The organism is Agromyces sp. MMS24-K17 (assembly GCF_043950245.1).
Classification (GTDB): Bacteria; Actinomycetota; Actinomycetes; order Actinomycetales; family Microbacteriaceae; genus Agromyces.
This window is the reverse complement of record NZ_CP171640.1, coordinates 1,800,764-1,820,189: the sequence shown is the minus strand read 5'-3', so window position 1 is coordinate 1,820,189 and position 19,426 is coordinate 1,800,764. Positions and strand designations below refer to the sequence as shown.

The 19,426-nt window shown below is 72.6% G+C and carries 18 protein-coding genes; 8 read left to right on the top strand and 10 right to left on the bottom strand.

Going from position 1 to position 19,426, the window contains the following annotated elements:
• Positions 1–20 precede the first annotated feature (20 nt).
• Positions 21–1,601, top strand: coding sequence for a DEAD/DEAH box helicase (locus ACGGZK_RS08190; protein WP_395245773.1), 1,581 nt, complete (start codon positions 21–23; stop codon positions 1,599–1,601).
• A 198-nt stretch (positions 1,602–1,799) separates the two neighbouring features.
• On the opposite strand, the gene ACGGZK_RS08185 is transcribed toward ACGGZK_RS08190, so the two are convergent.
• A complete protein-coding gene (locus ACGGZK_RS08185; RefSeq protein ID WP_395245772.1) occupies positions 1,800–3,299 on the bottom strand; it encodes a S1C family serine protease in 1,500 nt (499 codons plus the stop codon).
• 164 nt (positions 3,300–3,463) lie between these two features.
• On the opposite strand from ACGGZK_RS08185, the gene ACGGZK_RS08180 reads away from it, so the two are divergent.
• On the top strand, positions 3,464–3,967 hold the full coding sequence (locus tag ACGGZK_RS08180) for a GNAT family N-acetyltransferase (RefSeq protein WP_395245771.1): 504 nt from the start codon (positions 3,464–3,466) through the stop codon (positions 3,965–3,967).
• Between the two features lie 78 nt (positions 3,968–4,045).
• Here the strand turns inward: ACGGZK_RS08180 and ACGGZK_RS08175 are convergent, their stop codons facing one another.
• Positions 4,046–4,624 carry an NUDIX hydrolase family protein gene (locus ACGGZK_RS08175; RefSeq protein ID WP_395245770.1) on the bottom strand — a complete coding sequence of 193 codons (579 nt, stop codon included), beginning with the start codon at positions 4,622–4,624 and terminating at the stop codon, positions 4,046–4,048.
• 74 nt (positions 4,625–4,698) lie between these two features.
• Between ACGGZK_RS08175 and ACGGZK_RS08170 the strand changes: the two genes are divergently transcribed.
• A complete protein-coding gene (locus ACGGZK_RS08170) occupies positions 4,699–5,328 on the top strand; it encodes an alpha/beta hydrolase (RefSeq protein ID WP_395245769.1) in 630 nt (209 codons plus the stop codon).
• Here ACGGZK_RS08170 and ACGGZK_RS08165 read toward each other — a convergent pair.
• Positions 5,325–5,708 carry a DUF5997 family protein gene (locus tag ACGGZK_RS08165; RefSeq protein WP_395246053.1) on the bottom strand — a complete coding sequence of 128 codons (384 nt, stop codon included), beginning with the start codon at positions 5,706–5,708 and terminating at the stop codon, positions 5,325–5,327. The two genes, ACGGZK_RS08170 and ACGGZK_RS08165, sit on opposite strands and share 4 nt — an antisense overlap.
• A 60-nt stretch (positions 5,709–5,768) precedes the next feature.
• Here ACGGZK_RS08165 and ACGGZK_RS08160 point away from each other — a divergent pair, with 60 nt between their 5' ends.
• A complete protein-coding gene (locus ACGGZK_RS08160; RefSeq protein WP_395245768.1) occupies positions 5,769–6,476 on the top strand; it encodes a LysR family substrate-binding domain-containing protein in 708 nt (235 codons plus the stop codon).
• A gap of 146 nt (positions 6,477–6,622) precedes the next feature.
• On the opposite strand, the gene ACGGZK_RS08155 is transcribed toward ACGGZK_RS08160, so the two are convergent.
• Positions 6,623–6,892 carry a GlsB/YeaQ/YmgE family stress response membrane protein gene (locus tag ACGGZK_RS08155; RefSeq protein WP_395245767.1) on the bottom strand — a complete coding sequence of 90 codons (270 nt, stop codon included), beginning with the start codon at positions 6,890–6,892 and terminating at the stop codon, positions 6,623–6,625.
• A gap of 195 nt (positions 6,893–7,087) precedes the next feature.
• Between ACGGZK_RS08155 and ACGGZK_RS08150 the strand changes: the two genes are divergently transcribed.
• Complete coding sequence (locus tag ACGGZK_RS08150) at positions 7,088–7,828, top strand: glutamine amidotransferase (RefSeq protein ID WP_395245766.1); 741 nt, start codon at positions 7,088–7,090, stop codon at positions 7,826–7,828.
• A gap of 114 nt (positions 7,829–7,942) precedes the next feature.
• On the opposite strand, the gene ACGGZK_RS08145 is transcribed toward ACGGZK_RS08150, so the two are convergent.
• The 3 genes from ACGGZK_RS08145 to ACGGZK_RS08135 all read right to left on the bottom strand — a co-directional run bounded on the left by ACGGZK_RS08145 (position 7,943) and on the right by ACGGZK_RS08135 (position 11,263).
• Positions 7,943–8,947: a sugar phosphate isomerase/epimerase family protein gene (locus ACGGZK_RS08145; RefSeq protein WP_395245765.1), complete on the bottom strand. Its 1,005-nt coding sequence runs from the start codon at positions 8,945–8,947 to the stop codon at positions 7,943–7,945.
• A 35-nt stretch (positions 8,948–8,982) separates the two neighbouring features.
• The gene (locus ACGGZK_RS08140) at positions 8,983–10,128 is read right to left on the bottom strand and encodes a Gfo/Idh/MocA family protein (protein ID WP_395246052.1); all 1,146 of its coding nucleotides are present in this window, start codon (positions 10,126–10,128) and stop codon (positions 8,983–8,985) included.
• 88 nt (positions 10,129–10,216) lie between these two features.
• A complete protein-coding gene (locus tag ACGGZK_RS08135; RefSeq protein ID WP_395245764.1) occupies positions 10,217–11,263 on the bottom strand; it encodes a substrate-binding domain-containing protein in 1,047 nt (348 codons plus the stop codon).
• Positions 11,264–11,584: 321 nt separating this feature from the next.
• Between ACGGZK_RS08135 and ACGGZK_RS08130 the strand changes: the two genes are divergently transcribed.
• From ACGGZK_RS08130 to ACGGZK_RS08120, 3 genes are all read left to right on the top strand, one after another.
• Complete coding sequence (locus ACGGZK_RS08130; RefSeq protein ID WP_395245763.1) at positions 11,585–13,060, top strand: sugar ABC transporter ATP-binding protein; 1,476 nt, start codon at positions 11,585–11,587, stop codon at positions 13,058–13,060.
• Positions 13,057–14,121 carry an ABC transporter permease gene (locus ACGGZK_RS08125; protein WP_395245762.1) on the top strand — a complete coding sequence of 355 codons (1,065 nt, stop codon included), beginning with the start codon at positions 13,057–13,059 and terminating at the stop codon, positions 14,119–14,121. The genes ACGGZK_RS08130 and ACGGZK_RS08125 overlap by 4 nt, the downstream gene beginning before the upstream one ends.
• Before the next feature lie 99 nt (positions 14,122–14,220).
• Positions 14,221–15,402 carry an ROK family transcriptional regulator gene (locus tag ACGGZK_RS08120; RefSeq protein ID WP_395245761.1) on the top strand — a complete coding sequence of 394 codons (1,182 nt, stop codon included), beginning with the start codon at positions 14,221–14,223 and terminating at the stop codon, positions 15,400–15,402.
• 336 nt (positions 15,403–15,738) lie between these two features.
• Here ACGGZK_RS08120 and ACGGZK_RS08115 read toward each other — a convergent pair whose 3' ends face one another.
• The 3 genes from ACGGZK_RS08115 to ACGGZK_RS08105 all read right to left on the bottom strand — a co-directional run bounded on the left by ACGGZK_RS08115 (position 15,739) and on the right by ACGGZK_RS08105 (position 19,416).
• The gene (locus ACGGZK_RS08115) at positions 15,739–16,995 is read right to left on the bottom strand and encodes a DUF916 domain-containing protein (protein ID WP_395245760.1); all 1,257 of its coding nucleotides are present in this window, start codon (positions 16,993–16,995) and stop codon (positions 15,739–15,741) included.
• An 80-nt stretch (positions 16,996–17,075) separates the two neighbouring features.
• The gene (locus tag ACGGZK_RS08110; protein WP_395245759.1) at positions 17,076–18,347 is read right to left on the bottom strand and encodes a hypothetical protein; all 1,272 of its coding nucleotides are present in this window, start codon (positions 18,345–18,347) and stop codon (positions 17,076–17,078) included.
• A 28-nt stretch (positions 18,348–18,375) separates the two neighbouring features.
• Positions 18,376–19,416, bottom strand: coding sequence for a sugar phosphate isomerase/epimerase family protein (locus tag ACGGZK_RS08105; protein WP_395245758.1), 1,041 nt, complete (start codon positions 19,414–19,416; stop codon positions 18,376–18,378).
• Positions 19,417–19,426 lie beyond the last annotated feature (10 nt).

Genomic DNA, 19,426 nt, shown 5'->3' with positions numbered 1-19,426 from the left:
ACCACCCGAAACGGATCTCCATGACCGACCTGACCTTCGGCGCGCTCGGCGTGCCCGCCCCGCTCGTCGCCGCGCTCGCGGCCGACGGCAAGACCACCCCGTTCCCGATCCAGGCCGACACCCTGCCCGACACGCTCGCCGGGCGCGACGTGCTCGGCCGCGGCAAGACCGGCTCGGGCAAGACCATCGCGTTCGCGCTGCCGCTCGTCGCGCGCCTCGGCACGAAGCTCGCCGGCGGCCGCCGCCGCGCCGGCCGTCCGCTGGCGCTCGTGCTCGCCCCGACCCGCGAGCTCGCCACGCAGATCACGAACACCATCGAGCCGCTCGCGGCCGCGTACGGCCTCAAGGCGACGACCATCTTCGGCGGCATCAACCAGAAGCGCCAGGTCGAGGCGCTGAACGCCGGCGTCGACATCGTCGTGGCCACTCCCGGCCGCCTCGAGGACCTCATGAAGCAGGGCTTCGCGCACCTCGACGCCGTCGAGATCACCGTGCTCGACGAGGCCGACCACATGGCCGACCTCGGCTTCCTGCCGGTCGTCACGCGCATCCTCGACAAGACGCCGCAGGGCGGCCAGCGCCTGCTCTTCTCGGCGACGCTCGACAACGGCGTCGACAAGCTCGTGAAGCGCTACCTCCAGAACGAGGTGCTGCACTCGGTCGACGAGGCCCACTCGCCCGTCGCCGCGATGACGCACCACGTGTTCGAGGTGGCCGACGCCGACGCGAAGCACGACCTCGTGAAGACCCTCGCGAGCGGCCGCGGCCGTCGCATCCTCTTCATGCGCACCAAGCACCACGCGAAGAAGCTCGCGAAGAAGCTGACCGACCAGGGCATCCCCGCGGTCGACCTGCACGGCAACCTGTCGCAGCCGCAGCGCGACCGGAACCTCGCCGCCTTCGGCGACGGCTCGGTGAAGGTCATGGTCGCCACGGATGTCGCGGCCCGCGGCGTGCACGTCGACGACATCGAGCTGGTCATCCACGTGGACCCGCCGATGGAGCACAAGGCCTACCTGCACCGCTCGGGCCGCACGGCCCGCGCCGGCAGCGAGGGCGACGTCGTCACGATCGCCATGCCCGGTCAGCTCGACGACCTGAAGAAGCTGCTGCGCAAGGCCGCGATCACGGCCCAGCCGCAGCGCGTCGCCACCGACTCCCCGCAGGTCACCGCCCTCGTCGGCGAGGTCGCGGCGTACGTGAAGCCCGAGCCGCGCCAGGCCGCCCCGCAGGGCGGCGGCCGGTCGCAGGGGGCCAACGCGCAGCGCAAGCGCGCCGCGCGCGATGCCCGCGACGCCGGCCAGTCGGCCGGCTCCTCGCGCGGAGGCCGTGGCGGCCGCGGCGAGGGCCGCGATGCGCGCGCCGAGCAGGGTGCGGATGCCCCGGCCCGTCCCCGTCGCGACCGCTCGGGCCGTCCGGCCGAGGCGAAGTCGAACGCGCCGAAGCGCGGCTCCGGCCACAGCCGCGGCGCCCAGACCACGGGCGCGCAGCGCGGCCAGGGGTCGCCGTCGGGTCGCTCCGCGGGCAAGGCGCCGCTGCGCGTCGGCAGCGTCGTCGCCCCGAACCGCAACTCCCGCACGAACCGCCGCGCGCAGGGCTGATCGGGCCTCGCCGGCCGCGCTTGCCTCACCGCGCCCCTGTTCGGACCACTCGTTTCCCCTCGGACCCGTGCAATCGGATGTCCCGGGCGAAACGGATGGTCCGAACCGTGGCGGCGCCGTCGGGACCGCAGCACGCACGCACGAGGAGGGCGCCGCATCCGCGGCGCCCTCCTCGTCCCGTCTGCGGGAACGGCAGGATCAGTAGCTGGCGTAGAAGGTGGCGAGCACCTGGTCGAGCGCGGCCAGGTCGGCGTCGCCGATCGCCTGCCCCGCCACGACCGTGGTGTAGGTGCCCTCGTAGTCGTTGGCGCCGACGACGACGTAGGTCGCCGATCCGCCGCAGCCCGTGAAGATCTCCCACACGCCGGTGTGGAACCCGTCGTCGAAGGGCTCGCGGCCGTTCGACACGCAGCCCTGCTCGGCGAGCCCGGCGGTCAGCAGGTCGGCCGCGGCGTCGGGGGTGAGCCCGGCCGTCTGCGACGCGTAGACCGTGGCGCCCGGCGAGGCCCACGAGCCCTGGTAGCCGGCGAGGTCGGGCGAAGCCGAGACGCTCTCCCAGACGGTGCCGTTCGCGTCGGTCACGGCGGCGCCGTCGACCTGCGTCCACGACGTGGGCGCCTCGAACGTCACGGCGCCCGAGTCATCCGACACCGTCACGTAGTCGCCCGAAGCGGGGTCGGCCGCGGAGCCGCTCGAGATCACCGGCGCGGCGGTCAGCGGCTCGCCGCTGAACTGGCCGCGGTAGTAGGCGTCCTCCGCCGGGCGGTACAGCTCGACCGACAGCGTCGCGTCCTGCCCGTGGGTGCGCAGCACGTCGCAGTAGTCCTTCATCGTGCCGTCGGTGCCGAGGCTGACGCCCTCCATCGAGGTGAGCAGGTCGCCCGGCTCGACGCCGGCCTCGTCGGCGACCGACCCGGACTTGACCGAGTTGACCCAGATGCCGAGGCCGGTGCCCTCCTCGTCGACGAGCGCCTCGCCGTTGATGCCGAGCGAGAGCACGTCCTCGCCGTCGACGAGGTCGCCGATGACCTCGAGGACCGCGTCGCGGTGGATGGCGTAGTTGTAGTCGAGCGCGTCGTTGCCGGCGTAGTTCACGCCGACCAGGGCGCCCTCGGAGTCGACGAGCGGGCCGCCCGAGTTGCCGCCGCGGATGCGCGCGTCGTGCTCGATGACGCCGTCGATCGAGGCCCACGGGGTCTCGCCGCCGGTCTGCGCCTTCGACACGATGCCCTTCGTCTCGGTGAACGTCGGGTCGCCCAGCGGGAACCCGGCCGCGTACACGTCGAGCGCGGTCTCGATGTCGCCCTTGCGCCAGTCGAGGAACGGGTAGCCGCTCCCCTCCAGCTGCACGACGGCGAGGTCGAGGCACTCCGAGCTGCCGAGCACCTTCGCGCTCAACTCGTTCGTGGTGTCGCCGCCCCGCCACACCTTGAGCGTGCCGGCGCCGGTGACGACGTGGTTGTTGGTGACGGCGAGGCCGTCGGGCGTGATCAGGAAGCCCGACCCTCGGCCGGCGGCCTCGTAGCCGCCCTCCTCGGGCGAGACGAAGGTGCCGACGGCCTCGAGCTGGATGGTCGCGGACTGGACGCCGTCGAAGCCGACGGGAGCGGGGCCGCCTGCGGCGAAGCACCCGGACAGGCCGACGGCGAGTGCGGACGCACCGACGGCAGCAGCGATTGCTGTGGTTTTGGTAGGCATGGCTCGAAGCTACGGATGCCCCGCCGCGCGCAGCACCGGGCCTGCACTGCTCCTCGGGGACGCCAGCCCTGACGGGCGGGCCGGTGGCAACCCTGAGCCGGCAACGCGCCCGGGCGGTCGCCCTCGATTTCCGTCCCGAGGGACCCTCGCCTACCCTTGCTCTCATGAGCACCAATGTCGTTGCCCACGCAGCAATCCGCCCCATCCGCGACTCCGACGCCGAGGCGCTCGGTCGCGTCCACGCCACCTGCTGGCACGAGACCTACGACCACCTGATCAGCGCCGCGGCCTTCGAGCACCTCTCCCCGCGCCGCATGGCCGAGCTCTGGAACCACCTCGCCGAACGCGGCGAGGAGTACTCGCAGTACGCCGCCCTCGTCGACGGCGAGATCGTCGGCTTCGCCGGCGCCGGTCCCGCCCGCGACGAGGACGCCCCGCGCGAGCGGGAGCTCTACTTCATCTACGTGCTCGACGCCTACCACGGCACCGGCATCGGCAAGCAACTGTTCGACGCGACGCTCGGCGACGAGCCGGCCTACCTCTGGGTCGCCGAGGACAACCCCCGCGCGCACCGCTTCTGGGCCCGCAACGGGTTCGTCGTCGACGGCGCCGAGCAGGACCAGCCGTTCCTCGGCGAGGAGATCCACGAGGTGCGCCTGGTGCGCTGAGACCGCGACCGCGCCTCGCGTGGTTTCGACAGGCTCAACCACCGGTGGTCGAGCCTGTCGAGACCACCGGGGACACCGCTAGCGCAGCGCGCCCGCCGCGGCCAGCGCCTGGCGCACCAGCACGCCGCGCCCGCCCTCGAGCTCCGCGCCGACGGCATCGCTCGCGGCCTCCGCCGGAGGCATCCAGCTCACCTCGAGCGCGTCCTGGCGCGGCTCGCACGTGCCGGTGACCGGCACCACGTAGACGAGCGACACGGCGTGCTGGCGCTCGTCGGTGAACGGCGAGATGCCGGGCAGCGGGAAGTACTCGGCCACCGCCGCGGGCACCGGGCTCGCCGGCAGCAGCGGGAAGGCCATCGGGCCGAGGTCCTTCTCGAGGTGGCGGAACAGCGCGTCGCGCACCGTCTCGCCGTACATCACCCGGCCCGAGACGAGCGTGCGGGTCATCTCGCCGACCGCGTTCGCGCGCAGCAGCAGCCCCACCTCGGTGACCTGGCCGAGCCCGTCGACGCGCACCGGCAGCGCCTCGACGTACAAGAGCGGCAGCCGGCCGCGGATCTCGGCGAGCTCGAGGTCGCTGAACCAGCCGGGGTTCGTCGACGGCGGCACGGATGGCTCGTCGGGAGTCCAGTCCGGATCCGGGGTGCGCACGCTCATGGGTCGATTCTGCCCCACCGGGCGCCCGGCGGCCGGGTGCGACCGGGTGCGCTCGCCTCGCGTACGATGCCGGGATGCGCATCGATGACGAGGCCGTCCTCTGGTCGGCGAGCGAGGAGGACCGGGCGGGACGCCCGCTGCTCCTGCTGCTGCACGGCTACAACTCGCACGAGGGCGACCTGTTCGGCCTCGCGCCCTACCTGCCGCTGCAGCCCGTGATCGCGTCGGTGCGCGCGCCGATCGACGCCGGCTACGGGTACGCGTGGTTCCCGTTGTTCGGCCAGGGACCCGACGAGTCGGTCGGGGGCGCCGAGCAGGCGACGACCGCCGTGATCGAGTGGCTCGACCGAGCCGCCCCGGAGGCGACGGGCATCGGGCTGCTGGGCTTCTCGCAGGGCGGCGCGATGTCGATCGAGCTGCTGCGCCGTGATCCGGCGCGGTTCGCGTTTGCGGCCGCGGTCGCCGGCTTCGCGCTCCCCGGCGAGCGCGACGGCGACGACCGGCTCGCCGAGGTGCGGCCGCCGGTGTTCTGGGGTCGCGGGTCGGCCGACGACGTGATCGCACCCGAGCTCATCGCGCACACGCAGGCGTGGCTGCCCGAGCAGGTCGACCTCGACGCGCGCATCTACGAAGGCCTCGGCCACTCGATCTCCGAGCGCGAGCTCGGCGACCTCGTGGCGTGGCTCGGCGCGCGATACGCCTAGCGGCCGCCGCCGCCCGATGCCTGCCGGGCGGCGCGCTCGGCGTCGCGCTCGGCGACGCGACGCTTCTCGGCGCGCACCTCGGCCTGGGTGGCGCGCTCCTGCACGAGCCACTCCGGCGGCGACGCGAGCAGCTCCTTGATCTGCTCGGTCGTGAGCGACTCGGTGACGCCGCCGCGGGCGAGCCCGGAGTTCGAGATGCCGAGCTTCTCCGCGATGACGCGGCGGGGGTGCGGGCCCTCGCGGCGCAGCACCTGCAGCCACTCCGGCGGGTCGGACTGGAGGGCGAGGAACTCCTCGCGGGTGACCAGCCCGTCGCGGAACGACTCGGGGGCGGCCTCGAGGAGGATCCCGAGCTTCTTCGCCGCGGTCTCCGCCTTCATCGTCTGGGCCTTGCCCTGCTGCTGGTTCACCCTGCCACCGTACCCCGATAGCCTGAACGGATGGTCCTGCGGCTCGACTACGTGCAGGGCGTGAGCCCCGCGAAGTGGCTGCGCGCCTGGGGCGAGCGTCGACCCGACCAGCCCCTCGATGCGCGCCGGGTCGACGAGCCCGTGCAACTGGCGGCGCTGCTGGCCGGCGAGGCCGACCTCGCGTTCGTGCGACTGCCCGCCGACGCCGAGGGCCTCCACCGCATCGCGCTCTGGGAGGAGGTGGCGGTCGCCGCGCTGCCGAAGGGGCATCCGCTCGCCGACGCATCCGCCTCGCTGTCGCTCGCGGATCTCGAGGGCGAGCCGCAGGCGCCCGTGCAGGACGACCCGGCGATGACGCTCGAACTGGTCGGCGCGGGCACCGGCTACGCGATCGTGCCGCACTCGATCGCGCGGCTGCACCAGCGGCGCGACGTCGTCGCGGTCCCGCTCGAGGATGCCCCGCCCACGCGCATCGCCCTGGTCTGGCGGGTGGAACGCGACGACGACGACATCCAGGAGTTCGTGGGCGTGGTGCGCGGACGCACCACGCGGAGTTCGCGGGGGTCGGATGCCCCGCCCGCCGAGCCTGCGGGGAAGCCCGCCGGTCGCGGCGCGAAGGGCACCGGCAGCGGGAAGCCGGGCGCGGGCGGGAAGCCGGCCAAGGGCGGCAAGCCCGCGAAGGGCGCGAAGCCGGGCCGCGGCTCGGGTTCGAAGTCGCAGCGCGGCCGCCGCCGCTGAGCCGCCGCCGCTGAGCCGTCGTCGCTGAGCCCTGTCGCTGAGCCGCCGCGCACGCCGCCGACCCGCCGCTCCCCCGACACGACGGAGCGCGGTTCGGGATCCCCCCACGGCATCCCGAACCGCGCTCCGGAGCGCGCCGCCCTGCGTCAGGTGGTGCGGCGGCTGCCTCGGGTGATGAGGCCGTAGATCAGCAGCACGACGATCGAGCCGCCGATGGCGAGGAGCCAGGTCCCGAGGTCCCAGAACTCCTCCAGCCCGACACCGAACAGGACGCTGCCGAGGAACCCTCCGAGCAGTGCGCCGACGACGCCGAGCAGCAGGGTGATGAACCAGCCGCCGCCCTGGCGACCCGGGAGGATCAGCTTGGCGATGGCACCGGCGATGAGGCCGAGGATGAGGAATGCGAAGAATCCCATGTCGTGCTCCTTGGTTTTTCGGGGTGACACGAGACAACCACGCGGCGACGCGCCCGAAGCCCCCCTTGCGCGCACCCCGTCCGACGCGCTAGCGCGTCCCGCTTGCCACTCCCGCGTGCCGCTCGCGCGTGCCGCGCGCGCGACGCGGCGTCACACGAGTGGCGCGGGTGCGCCGGGGAGCGGGACGATGGAGGCATGGTGGACGACCGGCCCTTCCTGCTGCTCTCGGTGCGCCCGGAGCCGGCCGCCGTGGAGGCGGAGGTCGCGTCGGTGCGCTTGGCGACCGAGCTCCCGGCCGAGCGGCTGCACCACCTCCGACTCGACCTCGACCGCCTGGCCACCGTCGACCTCGACGACTACGCCGGCGTCGTCATCGGCGGCAGCCCGTTCAACGTGACCACGCCCGAGCCGCAGAAGCCGCCCGTGCAGCAGCACGTCGAGGCCGACCTGGTGCGGCTCGCCGAGCACGCGCTCGAACGCGACCTGCCGGTGCTCTACACCTGCTACGGCATCGGCGTGCTCACCCGGGTGCTCGGCGGCACCGTCGGGCCGGAGTTCGGCGAGGCGGTCGCCCCGGTCGCGATCACGCTGACCGACGCCGGTCGCGCCGACCCGCTCACCGGCGGCCTCGACGCGCCGTTCACGGCGCTCGTCGGCCACAAGGAGGCGACGACGGTCCTGCCCGCCGAGGCGGTGCTGCTGGCCTCGTCGGCCGGATGCCCCGTGCAGGTGTACCGGGCGGGGGCGCGCGTCTACGCCACCCAGTTCCATCCCGAGGTGACGACCGACGACTTCATCGCCCGGGCGACGCTCTACCGCGACTACGGATATTTCCCGTCGGAGGAGCTCGACGCGATCGCGACCGTCGTGCGCGGGGCATCCGTCACCGCGCCGCGGCGCATGCTGCGCCGGTTCGTGGAGCTCGCCGGGGGCTGAGCCGCGCGGCACCGCGGCCCGGGCGCAGCCGGCACGCGGGCGCTGCCGCGCCCGCGGACGCCCGGGAGGAGGTTCGGGCTCGCGCAGCCCGGGCGCCGCGCGAGCCCGTGCCCGCTACCGGGAGCTGAAAGCGGCGTCGAACGCCGCCCCCGAGGGCTCGTACGACGACAGGCGTCGCACGAATCCCAGTGCCTCGGGGGCGCCGACGAGCCGATCCATGCCGGCGTCCTCCCATTCGACCGACAGCGGGCCGTCGTAGCCGATCGCGTTCAGCATGCGGAACGCGTTCTCCCAGGGCACGTCGCCGTGGCCCGTCGAGATGAAGTCCCAACCGCGTCGCGGGTCGGCCCAGGGCAGGTGCGACGACAGCCGGCCGTTGCGGCCGTTGTCGAGGCGCTTCTTCGTGTCCTTGCAGTGGACGTGGTAGATCCGGTCCTTGAAGTCCCACAGGAACCCGACCGGGTCGAGGTCCTGCCAGACCATGTGGCTCGGGTCCCAGTTCAGGCCGAACGCCTCGCGGTGCCCGATGGCCTCGAGCGTGCGCACCGTCGTCCAGTAGTCGTAGGCGATCTCCGACGGGTGCACCTCGTGCGCGAAGCGCACGCCCACCTCGTCGAACACGTCGAGGATCGGGTTCCACCGGGCGGCGAAGTCCTCGTACCCGGCGTCGACCATCTCGGCCGTCGCCGGCGGGAACATCGCCACGTACTTCCAGATCGACGAGCCGGTGAAGCCGGTGACGGTCTTCACGCCGAGCTTCGCGGCCATGCGGGCCGTGTCCTTCAGCTCCTCGGCGGCGCGCTGCCGCACGCCCTCGGGGTCGCCGTCGCCCCAGATGCGATCGTTGAGGATGTCGCGGTGGCGCTGGTCGATCGGGTCGTCGCACACCGCCTGGCCACCGAGGTGGTTGGAGATCGTCCAGACCTTCAGGCCGTTGCGCTCGAGGATGTCGAGCCGGCCCTGCACGTACGCGTCGTCGTCCCACCTGGAGACGTCGAGGTGGTCCCCCCAGCAGGCGATCTCGAGGCCGTCGTAGCCCCATTCGCCCGCCAGCCTCGCCACCTCCTCGAACGGCAGGTCGGCCCACTGGCCGGTGAACAACGTGATCGGTCGCGCCATCGCGATTCCCTTTCGTGTCGTGAGCGGGCCGCGGATCAATCCGCGGCGGTGACCCAGGTGCCGCCCGCCGCCGAGCTCTGCTCGACCGCGTCGAGGACGCGCTGCACGTGCAGCCCGTCGGCGAACGACGGTTCCGGCTGCGTCCCGTCGGCGATCGCGGCCACGAGGTCGCGCACCTGGTGGGAGAAGCCGTGCTCGTACCCGAGCATATGGCCGGTCGGCCACCACGCCGCGAGGTACGGGTGGTCGGGCTCGGTGACGAGGATGCGACGGAAGCCCTGCTCGGTCGCGGGCTGCGTCGCGTCGTAGAACTCGAGCTCGTTGAGCCGCTCGAGGTCGAAGGCCAGCGCACCGCGCGAGCCCGACACCTCGATGCGCAACGCGTTCTTGCGCCCCGTGCGGAACCGGGTCGCCTCGAAGGAGGCGAGCGCGCCGGAGGACAGCCGGCCGGTGAAGAGCGCGAGGTCGTCGACCGTGACCGCACCGCGCTCGGCCGAGGCCGTGCCGCTGAGGCCCGAGCCGTGCTCGAGCAGCGGTCGCTCCGCGACGATGGTCTCGATGATGCCGGTGACGCGGTCGACCCGCTGGCCCGTGACGTGCTCGGTGAGGTCGATGGCGTGCGCCCCGATGTCGCCGAGCGCGCCGGAGCCGGCGAGCTCCTTCTTCATGCGCCACGTGAGCGGCGCCTCGGCATCCATGAGCCAGTCCTGGAGGTACTCCGCGCGGACCTGGCGGATGTCCCCGAGGCGGCCCTCGGCGATGAGCTGCCGGGCGAACGCCACCGCGGGCACCCGGCGGTAGGTGAAGCCGACCATCGAGGCGACCCCGCGCTCGGCGGCCCTGGCCGCGGCATCCGCCATGGCCGCCGCCTCCTCGACGGTGTTCGCGAGGGGCTTCTCGCACAGGACGTGCTTGCCGGCCTCGAGGGCGGCGATGGCGATCTCCGCGTGCGTGTCGCCCGGGGTGACGATGTCGACCAGGTCGATGTCGTCACGGGCGATCACCTCGCGCCAGTCGGTCGCGGACTCGGCCCACCCCCAGCGGGCGGCCGCCGCGGCCGTGGCCGTGGCATCCCGCCCGACGACGACCTGCATCGCGGGCGCGAGCGGGAGGTCGAAGAACCGCGGGGCGACCCGCCAGCCCTGGGAATGCGCGGCGCCCATGAAGCCGTGGCCGATCATGGCGACGCGAAGCTCCTGTGTCAACGTGGTGCTCCTCTCAGGAGTCGGGCGGGGCGCCCGGCCGTGCGGCCGGGCGCCCCGTCGGCGATCAGGACTCGAACGCGAGGTCGATGTACTGGGAGACGTTGTCCTTGGTGACCACCGGGGCGTCGAGGACGATCCGGTTCGGCACGCTCGGCGTGATCAGGTCGCTGAGCGTCTTGCTCTGCGCGATGAGGCGCGCGAGCGCGACGCCGTCGGCGGCCTGCGTCGACGGGTAGATGACCGTGGCCTTGAGGACGGAGTCGTCGGCCTCGATGGCCTCCATCGCGTTCTTCGAGCCGGCGCCGCCGACCATGAAGAACTCGTCGCGGCCGGCCGAGTTGATCGCGGCGAGCACGCCGACGCCCTGGTCGTCGTCGTGGTTCCACAGGGCGTCGATCTTCGGGTTGGCCGAGAGCAGCTGCGACGCTGCCGCCTCGCCGCCGGCGACGGTGAAGTCGGCGGCCACGCGGGCGCCCACCTCGAGGCCGCAGTCGGCCAGCGCGTCGGCGAAGCCCTGCGAGCGGTCCTGCGTGAGCGGAAGCGAGTCGATGCCCGCGATCTCGGCGACGACCGCGTCGTCCTGGCCGTCGAGCTGCTCGCAGATGTACGTGCCGGCCGAGACGCCCATGCCGTAGTTGTCGCCCAGGATGGTGCTGCGGGCGGCGAACGGGCTGGAGAACTCGCGGTCGACGTTGACGACGGGGATGCCGGCCTGCATGGCCTTGATGGCGACCTCGGTGAGGGCGGCGCCGTCGGTCGGCAGCAGCACGATGGCGTCGACGCCCTCGTTGATGAAGGTCTCGACGGCCGCGATCTGCGCGTTGGCGTCGTTGGTGCCCTCGGCGACGCGGAACTCGACGTCGTCGAAGCTGTCGGCCGCGGCCTGGGCGCCGGAGTTGATGGCGCCGAGCCAGCCGTGGTCGGCGGCGGGGCCCGAGAAGCCGATGACCACCGTGTCGCCGCTGGCGGCGTTCTCCTCGGTGGTGGTGCCCTGGTCGACGACGTCCTCGGTCTCGCCACCGCTGGTGCAACCGGTGAGCAGGCCGACGGCGGCCAGGAGCGCGGTCCCCGTGAGGATGGTGCGCATCCGCGCTGTCCGAATCGAGCGCATTTCGTTTCCTCCTTGAATGTGATGCAGCTTCGAACGACGCGGGGATGACCCGAGGTGAAGCAGCCACCATCGAGGGGGTCCGCGTCGACTTGCATCACCGTAGCAGAAGTGAAACGTCATTTGGCAACTTTTGTTATTTGCTTGGCAGAAGTGCGTGATCCCGGTGATTCCGCACCCGAACGGGGGGCTTCGCGCGAAATCAGGGAGTCTGCGATGGCCGAGCCATCCGTCAAGAAGGGGTCGCGTGCCGCTGGGAGGCCGTGTTATGTTCGCTCCGTGATCAAAGTTGACCATTCAGCGTCATTACTCCTCGTACGGGGGGTGACGAAGGCATTCGCAGGCGTCCGTGCCCTCAAGGGCGTCGACCTCGACATCCGTCCCGGTGAGGTGCACTGCATCCTCGGCCAGAACGGCGCGGGCAAGTCGACCCTCATCAAGATGCTCGCCGGCGTGCACCGCCCCGATGAGGGCGAGATCTCGTGGCTCGGCGAGCCCGTCGAGATCCCCGACCCCCAGGCCGCCATCGACCTCGGCATCGCGACGATGTACCAGGAGCTCGACGTCGTCGACGGCCTCACCGTCGCCGAGAACGTGTTCCTCGGGCACGAACTCGCGCGCGGCGGATTCAGCCGCCGCAGCGAGGCGGCCAAGCGCACGCGCGAGCTGCTCGCCAGGCTCGGCCACTCGCAGCTCTCGCCGCACGCCGAGGTCGGGTCGCTCAGCGCCGCCAACAAGCAGATCGTCAGCATGGCGCGCGCCCTGTCGCACGATATCAAGCTGATCATCATGGACGAGCCGAGCGCCGTCCTCGACTCGGAGGAGGTGAAGAACCTCTTCCACGTGGTCGGCGAGCTCACCGCCGCCGGCATCGCGGTCGTCTACATCACGCACCGCCTCGAGGAGATCCGCCAGATCGGCGATCGCATCACCGTCCTCAAGGACGGCCGCAGCATGGCGAACGGCCTCTCGGTCGCCGACACCCCGACCGCCGACCTCATCCGCCTGATGACCGGCCGCACCGTCGAGAACGTCTTCCCGCCCGCCACCCCGATCGCCGCGGACGCCCCCACGGTGCTCGACGTCGACGGGCTCGCCCTCGCCGGCGCCTTCGAGGACGTCTCGTTCTCGGTCCGCGCGGGAGAGATCGTCGGGCTCGCCGGGCTCGTCGGCTCCGGCCGCTCCGAGATCCTCGAGACCATCTACGGCGCGCGCCGCGCGACGGCCGGCACCGTCACGGTCGCCGGCAAGTCCCTGCGCCGTGGCTCGGTCGTCTCGGCGGTCGGCGCCGGCGTCGGCCTCTCCCCCGAGGAGCGCAAGAGCCAGGGCCTCGTGCTCGACGAGCCCATCTACGTGAACGTCACGCTCGCCTCGATGGCCCGGTTCGCCAAGGGCGGCTTCCTCGACGAGCGGGGCGCCCGCCGCAGCGCGCGCGACCAGATCGAGGCGCTCGAACTCCGGCCGGCCGACCCCGACCGCGCCGCGGTCACCCTCTCCGGCGGCAACCAGCAGAAGATCCTGCTGGCCCGCTGGCTCGTGCACGGCACCCGCGTGCTCCTCCTCGACGAACCCACCCGCGGCGTCGACGTCGGCGCCCGCACCGAGATCTACGCCCTCATCCGCCGGCTCGCCGCCGCCGGGAACGCCATCGTCGTCGTCTCCAGCGAGATCGAGGAGGTGCTCGGCCTCGCCGACACCGTGCTCGTCGTCGCCGACGGCCACGTGCTCGACACCCTCCCCGCCTCCGCAATCAACGAGCACGGTGTGCTCGACCTCGTCATGAAAGGAGCTGCCGCGTGAGCGAGCAGACCACCCCGGGCGGCGACGTCGCCGTCGACCCGACGCCCTCGACGGGCGTCACCCCCGGCCTCGACCCGAAGCCCTCGCCCGTGCGGCGACTCCTCTCCGGCGCAGCCGGGCGCAACCTGGGCCTCGTGCTCGCGCTCGTGCTCATCGTCATCGTGGGCGCGATCACCGCGCCTGACACGTTCACGACGTGGAGCAACACGCTGACGATCCTGCGGCAGGCCTCCATCATCGGCGTCATCAGCGTCGGCATGACCTTCGTCATCATCGCGGGCGGCATCGACCTCTCGGTCGGCTCGGTCATGGGCCTCGCGTCGGTCGTCGCGACGCTCGACGCGACGCAGAGCATCGCCGAGAGCTCGCACTGGATCGTGATGGTCGTCTTCGCCCTCGCGGTCGGCCTCGCCGCCGGCCTCGTGAACGGCATCGTGATCGCCTACGGCAACGTGGTCGCGTTCATGGCGACGCTCGCGATGCTCGTCGCGGCCCGCGGCCTCGCCGAGATCCTCGCCGAGCGCCGCACGCTCACGATCGACTCGCGCGACTTCATCAACTTCTTCAACGCGGACTTCCTCGGCGTCGACATCCTCATCTGGATCTTCGCCATCGTCGCCGTCATCGGCTGGGTCCTGCTGAACCGCACCACGTTCGGTCGCCGCACCGTCGCCATCGGCGGCAACCGCGAGGCGTCGCGCCTCGCCGGCATCAACGTCAAGCGCCACACGGTCTACCTGTACGCGCTGGCCGGCCTCTCCGCGGGCATCGCCGCGGTGATGATCCTGGGCCGCACGACGGCGGGCACCTCGACGCACGGCCAGCTGTACGAGCTCGACGCGATCGCCGCCGTCGTGGTCGGCGGCACGCTCCTCGTGGGCGGTCGCGGCACCATCACCGGCACCGTGCTCGGCGTGCTGATCTTCGCCACCCTGTCGAACGTGTTCGTGCAGAACAACCTGTCGTCGTCGGTGCAGGCCGTCGCGAAGGGCGTGATCATCATCGTCGCGGTGCTGCTCCAGCAGCGGTTCGCCCGGTCCTCCGGACGTTCGTCCGCATGAGCGCGGCGGCTGACTGAGCATGGCACCATTCCGAGGGGTTCTGTGCAGAAGTCAGCCGCCGATCAGCGGAAGTAATGGTGTACTGAGAGCGTGGCAGGTATGACGACCGATTCACCCCAGACCGTGACCGGCGTGAGCCAGCTGTTCCAGCTGCTCCGCGACGGGGTGCCTCGAACGCGCGCGGAACTCGCGAAGTCGACGGGGCTCGCCCGTTCGACGATCGCCGCCCGCGTCGACGAGCTGATGCGCATGGGGCTCATCACCCCCGTCGCCGACGCGGTCTCCACCGGCGGGCGACCGCCGTCGCAGTTCGCCCTGAACCCGGCCGCGAAGGTCGTCGTCGCCGCCGACATCGGCGCGTCGCACGCCACCGTCGCGATCACCGACCTCACGGGCAGCCTGCTCGCCGAGCACAGCGAGCCGCTCGACGTCACGCTCGGGCCCGAGCCGGTGCTCACCTGGCTCGTGCAGGGCGCCGCGCTGCTCCTCGAGCGCACCGGCCGCGACCGGTCGCACGTCGCCGCCGTCGGCATCGGCGTGCCCGGGCCGGTCGAGCACTCGACCGGGCAGCCGGTGAACCCGCCGATCATGCCGGGCTGGGACCGGTTCGACATCCCCGGCTGGGTGCAGCAGCACCTGCCCGTGCCGGTGCTCGTCGACAACGACGTGAACATCATGGCGCTCGGCGAGCGCGCGGTCGCCTGGCCGAACGTCGAGCACCTCATGTTCGTCAAGATCGCGACCGGCATCGGCTCGGGGCTCATCTCGGGCGGGCAGCTCCAGCGCGGCGCGCAGGGCATCGCGGGCGACATCGGCCACGTGCAGGTCGCCCGCGGCGCGAGCGTGCCCTGCCAGTGCGGCAATCGCGGATGCCTCGAGGCCCTCGCCTCGGGCCCCGCGATCGCCCGGGCGCTCCGCGAGCAGGGCGTCGACGCCCACACGGGCAGCGACGTCGTCGACCTCGTGAAGCGCGGCAACATCGACGCGATCCAGGCGGTGCGCCAGGCCGGCCGCGACGTGGGCGAGGTGCTCACGGCGTGCGTCAGCCTGATGAACCCGTCGGTCATCGCGATCGGCGGCGGGATGGCCCGGGTCGGCGAGCACCTCATCGCCGGCGTCCGCGAGGTCGTCTACACCCGCTCGACGCCGCTGGCCACCGAGTACCTCTCGATCGTGCAGTCGCAGTCGGCCGAGAAGGCGGCCGTGATCGGGGCGAGCATGCTCGCCGTCGAGCACGCGCTGTCGCCCGAGTCGCTGAGCTCGGGGTTCATCCGGGCCTGATCCGCCGAGAACACCGAAGCGCCCGGTCCCTCGTGGGGCCGGGCGCTTCCGCGTGCCCGCAGGCACCGGAACGCCGCACGCTGTGCACCCGCACCAGCACGTACTCCGCACCCGCACCCCCCACCCCGCACACACACCCACACCCGATGAGGAGAAACTCGGCGGCCGTCGGCGCGGCGGAACCGTCCAGACGGCGTGTCGGCGAGTTCCTCCTCATCCGCGGCAGGGCGAGCGGGCCGGGCGAGCCAGACGGGCCAGGCGGTCGGGCGGGGCACGACGAACGCCGGCGGCGCGTGGTGTCCCTCCTCGCGCCGCCGGCAGCCTGTGCCGGATGCGTCAGCCCGCGTCGACGCGCTCCCGGGCGCCGTCGCCGGCACCCTCGGTCGGGCCGGCATCGCTCGACGCATCCGTCGCGCCCGAGGCATCCGTCGCACCCGAGGCATCCGACGCGACCGAGGCATCCGTCGCACGCGACGCATCAGCGGCGTCGCGCTCCGCGAGCGCGGCCGCGACGGCGTCGCCGACGGCCCGCTGCTGCGCGGCCTTCGCCCGCCGGCGGGCGGCCAGGCGCCACGCGACGAGGGCGGCGACGGCGAGGATGAGCGCGAGGAGCGTCCACGGCACGGCCCAGGTCGACGCGGATGCCGCGACCGAGGTCACGTCGACGGCGGCCACGTCGTCGCCGGGACGCGCGACCACGTCGGCCGAGCCGGCGAGGTCGGCGGTGAGGAGGAAGAGGGGCAGCACGCCGGCGACCTGGACGGTGCGCTCGATCGAGCTGCCCGGCAGGAGTTCGGGGATCTCGGCGCTCCGCACCGTGATCGGCGCGAGGCCGAACGGCCCGGCGACGCTCACCACGGCACCCGGCGCGAGGCGCGCGTTGCCGGTGTTCGTGAGCGTGAAGGTGACGGTCGCGTCGCCCGGGGCGAACGGGTTCGGGGTGCCGGCGTAGGCGACCGAGACATCCGATACCGCGAGGGCCGGGGCGAGCTCGCCGAGGACGCGCAGGTGCATCCGCGAGCCGAGGCGGCGCTCGGTGACGACGCCCTCGGCGTCGACGCTCATCGAGGCGACGAGGCCCGCGGCGTAGTCGCCGGGCGGCACGTCGGCGGGCACGGTCACCGAGAACGGGATCTCGACGGTCTGGCCGCTGGCGACGGAGACCGTCTCGGTCTCGACGTCGACCCAGCTGCCGAGCTCGGTGGACTCCTCGTCGCGGGTCAGGATGTCGAGCGAGCCGTCGGTGGTGAGGAAGCCGTCGGCCGCGTAGACGTCGAGCTCGATGCCCGTGGTACTGCGGTTGGTCACCAGGATCGCGTCGTCGATCGTCTCGCCCGGCATGGCCTCGTAGCCGAAGTTGGGGCGAGCGGTGCCCTGCAACGTGTCTGCGGGCCGCACGCTCCACGAGACGGTCGTGTCGGATGCCTCGGCCTCCTCCGCGCGGGCGGTGTCGAGACCGCCGACGGCGACCGGGGCGAGCCACGCGGCGAGCGCGACGGCGGCCAGCGCGGCGAACCGGAATCGGCGACGGCCGCGCGAGGCGCGGGCGGGAGCGGACGGAGGGACGTGCAGGGGGTGGACGGCCTGGGACATGGGCTCGTGCTCGCTTTCGGAACTGCGGTGTTCGAGGGGTGCGTCCGGGCCCCGGAAGGCCGGGGCCCGGACGCGGGTGATCAGCTGAGGGCGGTCAGCGTGATCGTGGCGGTGTAGGTGCCGCGCGGGGTCTCGAGCGGGAGCTTGAGATCCAGGTCGGCGCCGACGACGGAGGCGCTGCGCGCGTGGCCGTCGGGGGCGCTGGCGAGGGTGCGGGCGACCGAGAGGCCGTCACCGCTCTCGTAGCCGCTCGGAACCGGCGAACCGGCGACGGCGCCGCCGGAGTTGTCGAGGACCTTCGCCGTCCAGCCGAGGTACTTGCTGGAGACGGTCTCGCCGCCGGCCTTGAAGTCCGACACCTGCGCGGTGAGCGACCACTCGGGGTTACCGGCGCGGGTGTCCTGGACGCGGATCGGGACGATCTCGCCCGAGGCGGTGAAGTGGTCGAGCTGCTCCTCGGCCACGCCGAGGTCGACGAGCGCCGACGTGCCCTCGAGCGACCAGATCAGCTCGCCCGGCGCCTGGGCGGGCACCGTGACGGCGATCGCCTGGTCGCCGGCCGCCGGGGCGCCCGGCGCGGTGCCGGTGTAGTCGCCGTCGACCGAGCCGGCCGCGACGCCCGAGCCGAGCGCGGCGAGCGGGGTGTTGCCGTCGAGCTCCAGCGCGCCGTGCACCGTCGTGTTCGCGACGCGCAGGTTGGCGGTGTTGCCGCTCAGCACGAGGTTGCCGCCGATGGTGTTGGCGAACGCGTCGGCGCCGCCTTCGTCGTCCGCGCCGATCAGCACGTCGCGCGAGCTGTTGCTCACCGACACGCTGCCCTGCACGATCGCGCCGGCGAGCGAGGCGCCCCACGCCGAGCCGTCGATCGACACGTCGCCGACCACCGAGGTGCGGACGAGGTCGACGTAGGTGGCCTCCTGGGTCGCGAACGAGCCGCCGATGGTGCTGTCGGTCACCTCGACGTCGATGCCGCCCGCGGCGACCGAGCCGGCCACCTCGAGGTCGTTGATGTAGAGGAAGCCGGAGCGGGTGCCGTCCGAGTAGGCGCTGATGTCGCCCGCGACGCTGGTGCCGTCGAGCAGGACGCCGTACGCGTCGGTCGCCTCGACGTCGCCGTCGACGATGACCGAGGTCGCGTCCAGCCAGCCGCCGGCCTCGACGATGATGTCGCCGTGCACGGTCGCGCCGCCGAGGACGCAGTTCGCGCCCGATGCGACGACGAGGTTGCCGTTGACGACCTGGTCGCCGAGGTCGCTCGCGCAGCTCAGGTCGGCCGCGTACGCCGGCACGGCGACGAGGCTGCCGCCTGCGACGAGCACCGCGATCGCGGTGGCCTTCCAGTGGGTCTTCATGTACGTGTTCTCCTTCGGGGTTCGAGGGTCAGCCGCGGAGGGCGGCGATCTGGTCGTAGCTGCGGGCGGCGTTGCCGAGCGAGTTGAGCGCGTTGCCGCCGGCGGCGGTCGACGACGCGTTGTCCTGCTCGTACATGCCGAAGCGCTGGCCGCGGTTGCGCTGGAGCTCCTTGAGGATCTCCGCGTAGGGGATGTCGCCGGCGCCGAACTCGATGATGTCGTAGCCGTTGCCGCTCGCCGGGTTGAGCTTGCCGTCCTTGAGGTGCACGAGCGGGAAGCGGCGCGGGTCGCGCTTCAGGTAGTCGACCGGCTGGAATCCGGGGTACTGGTGCCGGCCGACGTACGCCCAGTAGATGTCCATCTCGAACGCGACGAGGTCCGGGTCGAACTCGTCCCACAGCAGGTCGTACACGCGGCGGCTGGTGTTGACGCCCGCTGCGTCCGTCGTCCAGTTCCACTCGCCGTTGTGGGTGTGCGTGTAGAGCTTCACGCCGGCGGCCTTCGCCTTCGCGCCCCAGGTGTTCCAGTTCTGGGCCGCCGCGGTCCAGGCCGCCTCCGTCCGCCCGCTGGCGATGGCGCCGCCCTGACCGAGGAACGGCATGCCGAGGACGTTCGCGATCTCGATCTGCTGGTCGATGTTCGAGGCGTTGAGGTTGACGTGGCTGCCGACGGCGCGGAGGCCGTTGTCGTCGAGCAGCTGGCGGATCTCGGCCGGCGTGATCGCGCCCGCGCCGCCCTGGGTGTAGCCGGCGAACTCGATCTCGGAGTAGCCCATCGCGCTGAGCTCTTCGAACAGGCGACGGAAGCCGATCGAGCCCGCGCCGCTGAGCTTGTCGCGGACGGTGAACAGCTGGATGCCGATCCGGTTGACGGGCACGAGGCGTGCGCCGCCGCTGGCGGTCGGGGTCGCGGCGGCGGCAGCGGTGCCCAGCGCGGATGCGGCGGACGGGGCGGCGAGCGCACCGAGGCCGACGGCGACGGATGACGCGGCCAGCGCCTGCAGCAGGTTCCGCCGGCTCATCGGCTTCGCCGACACCGTCGGGTGGCCGTGGTTGTGGTGGTGATTCATCTCTCTCCTT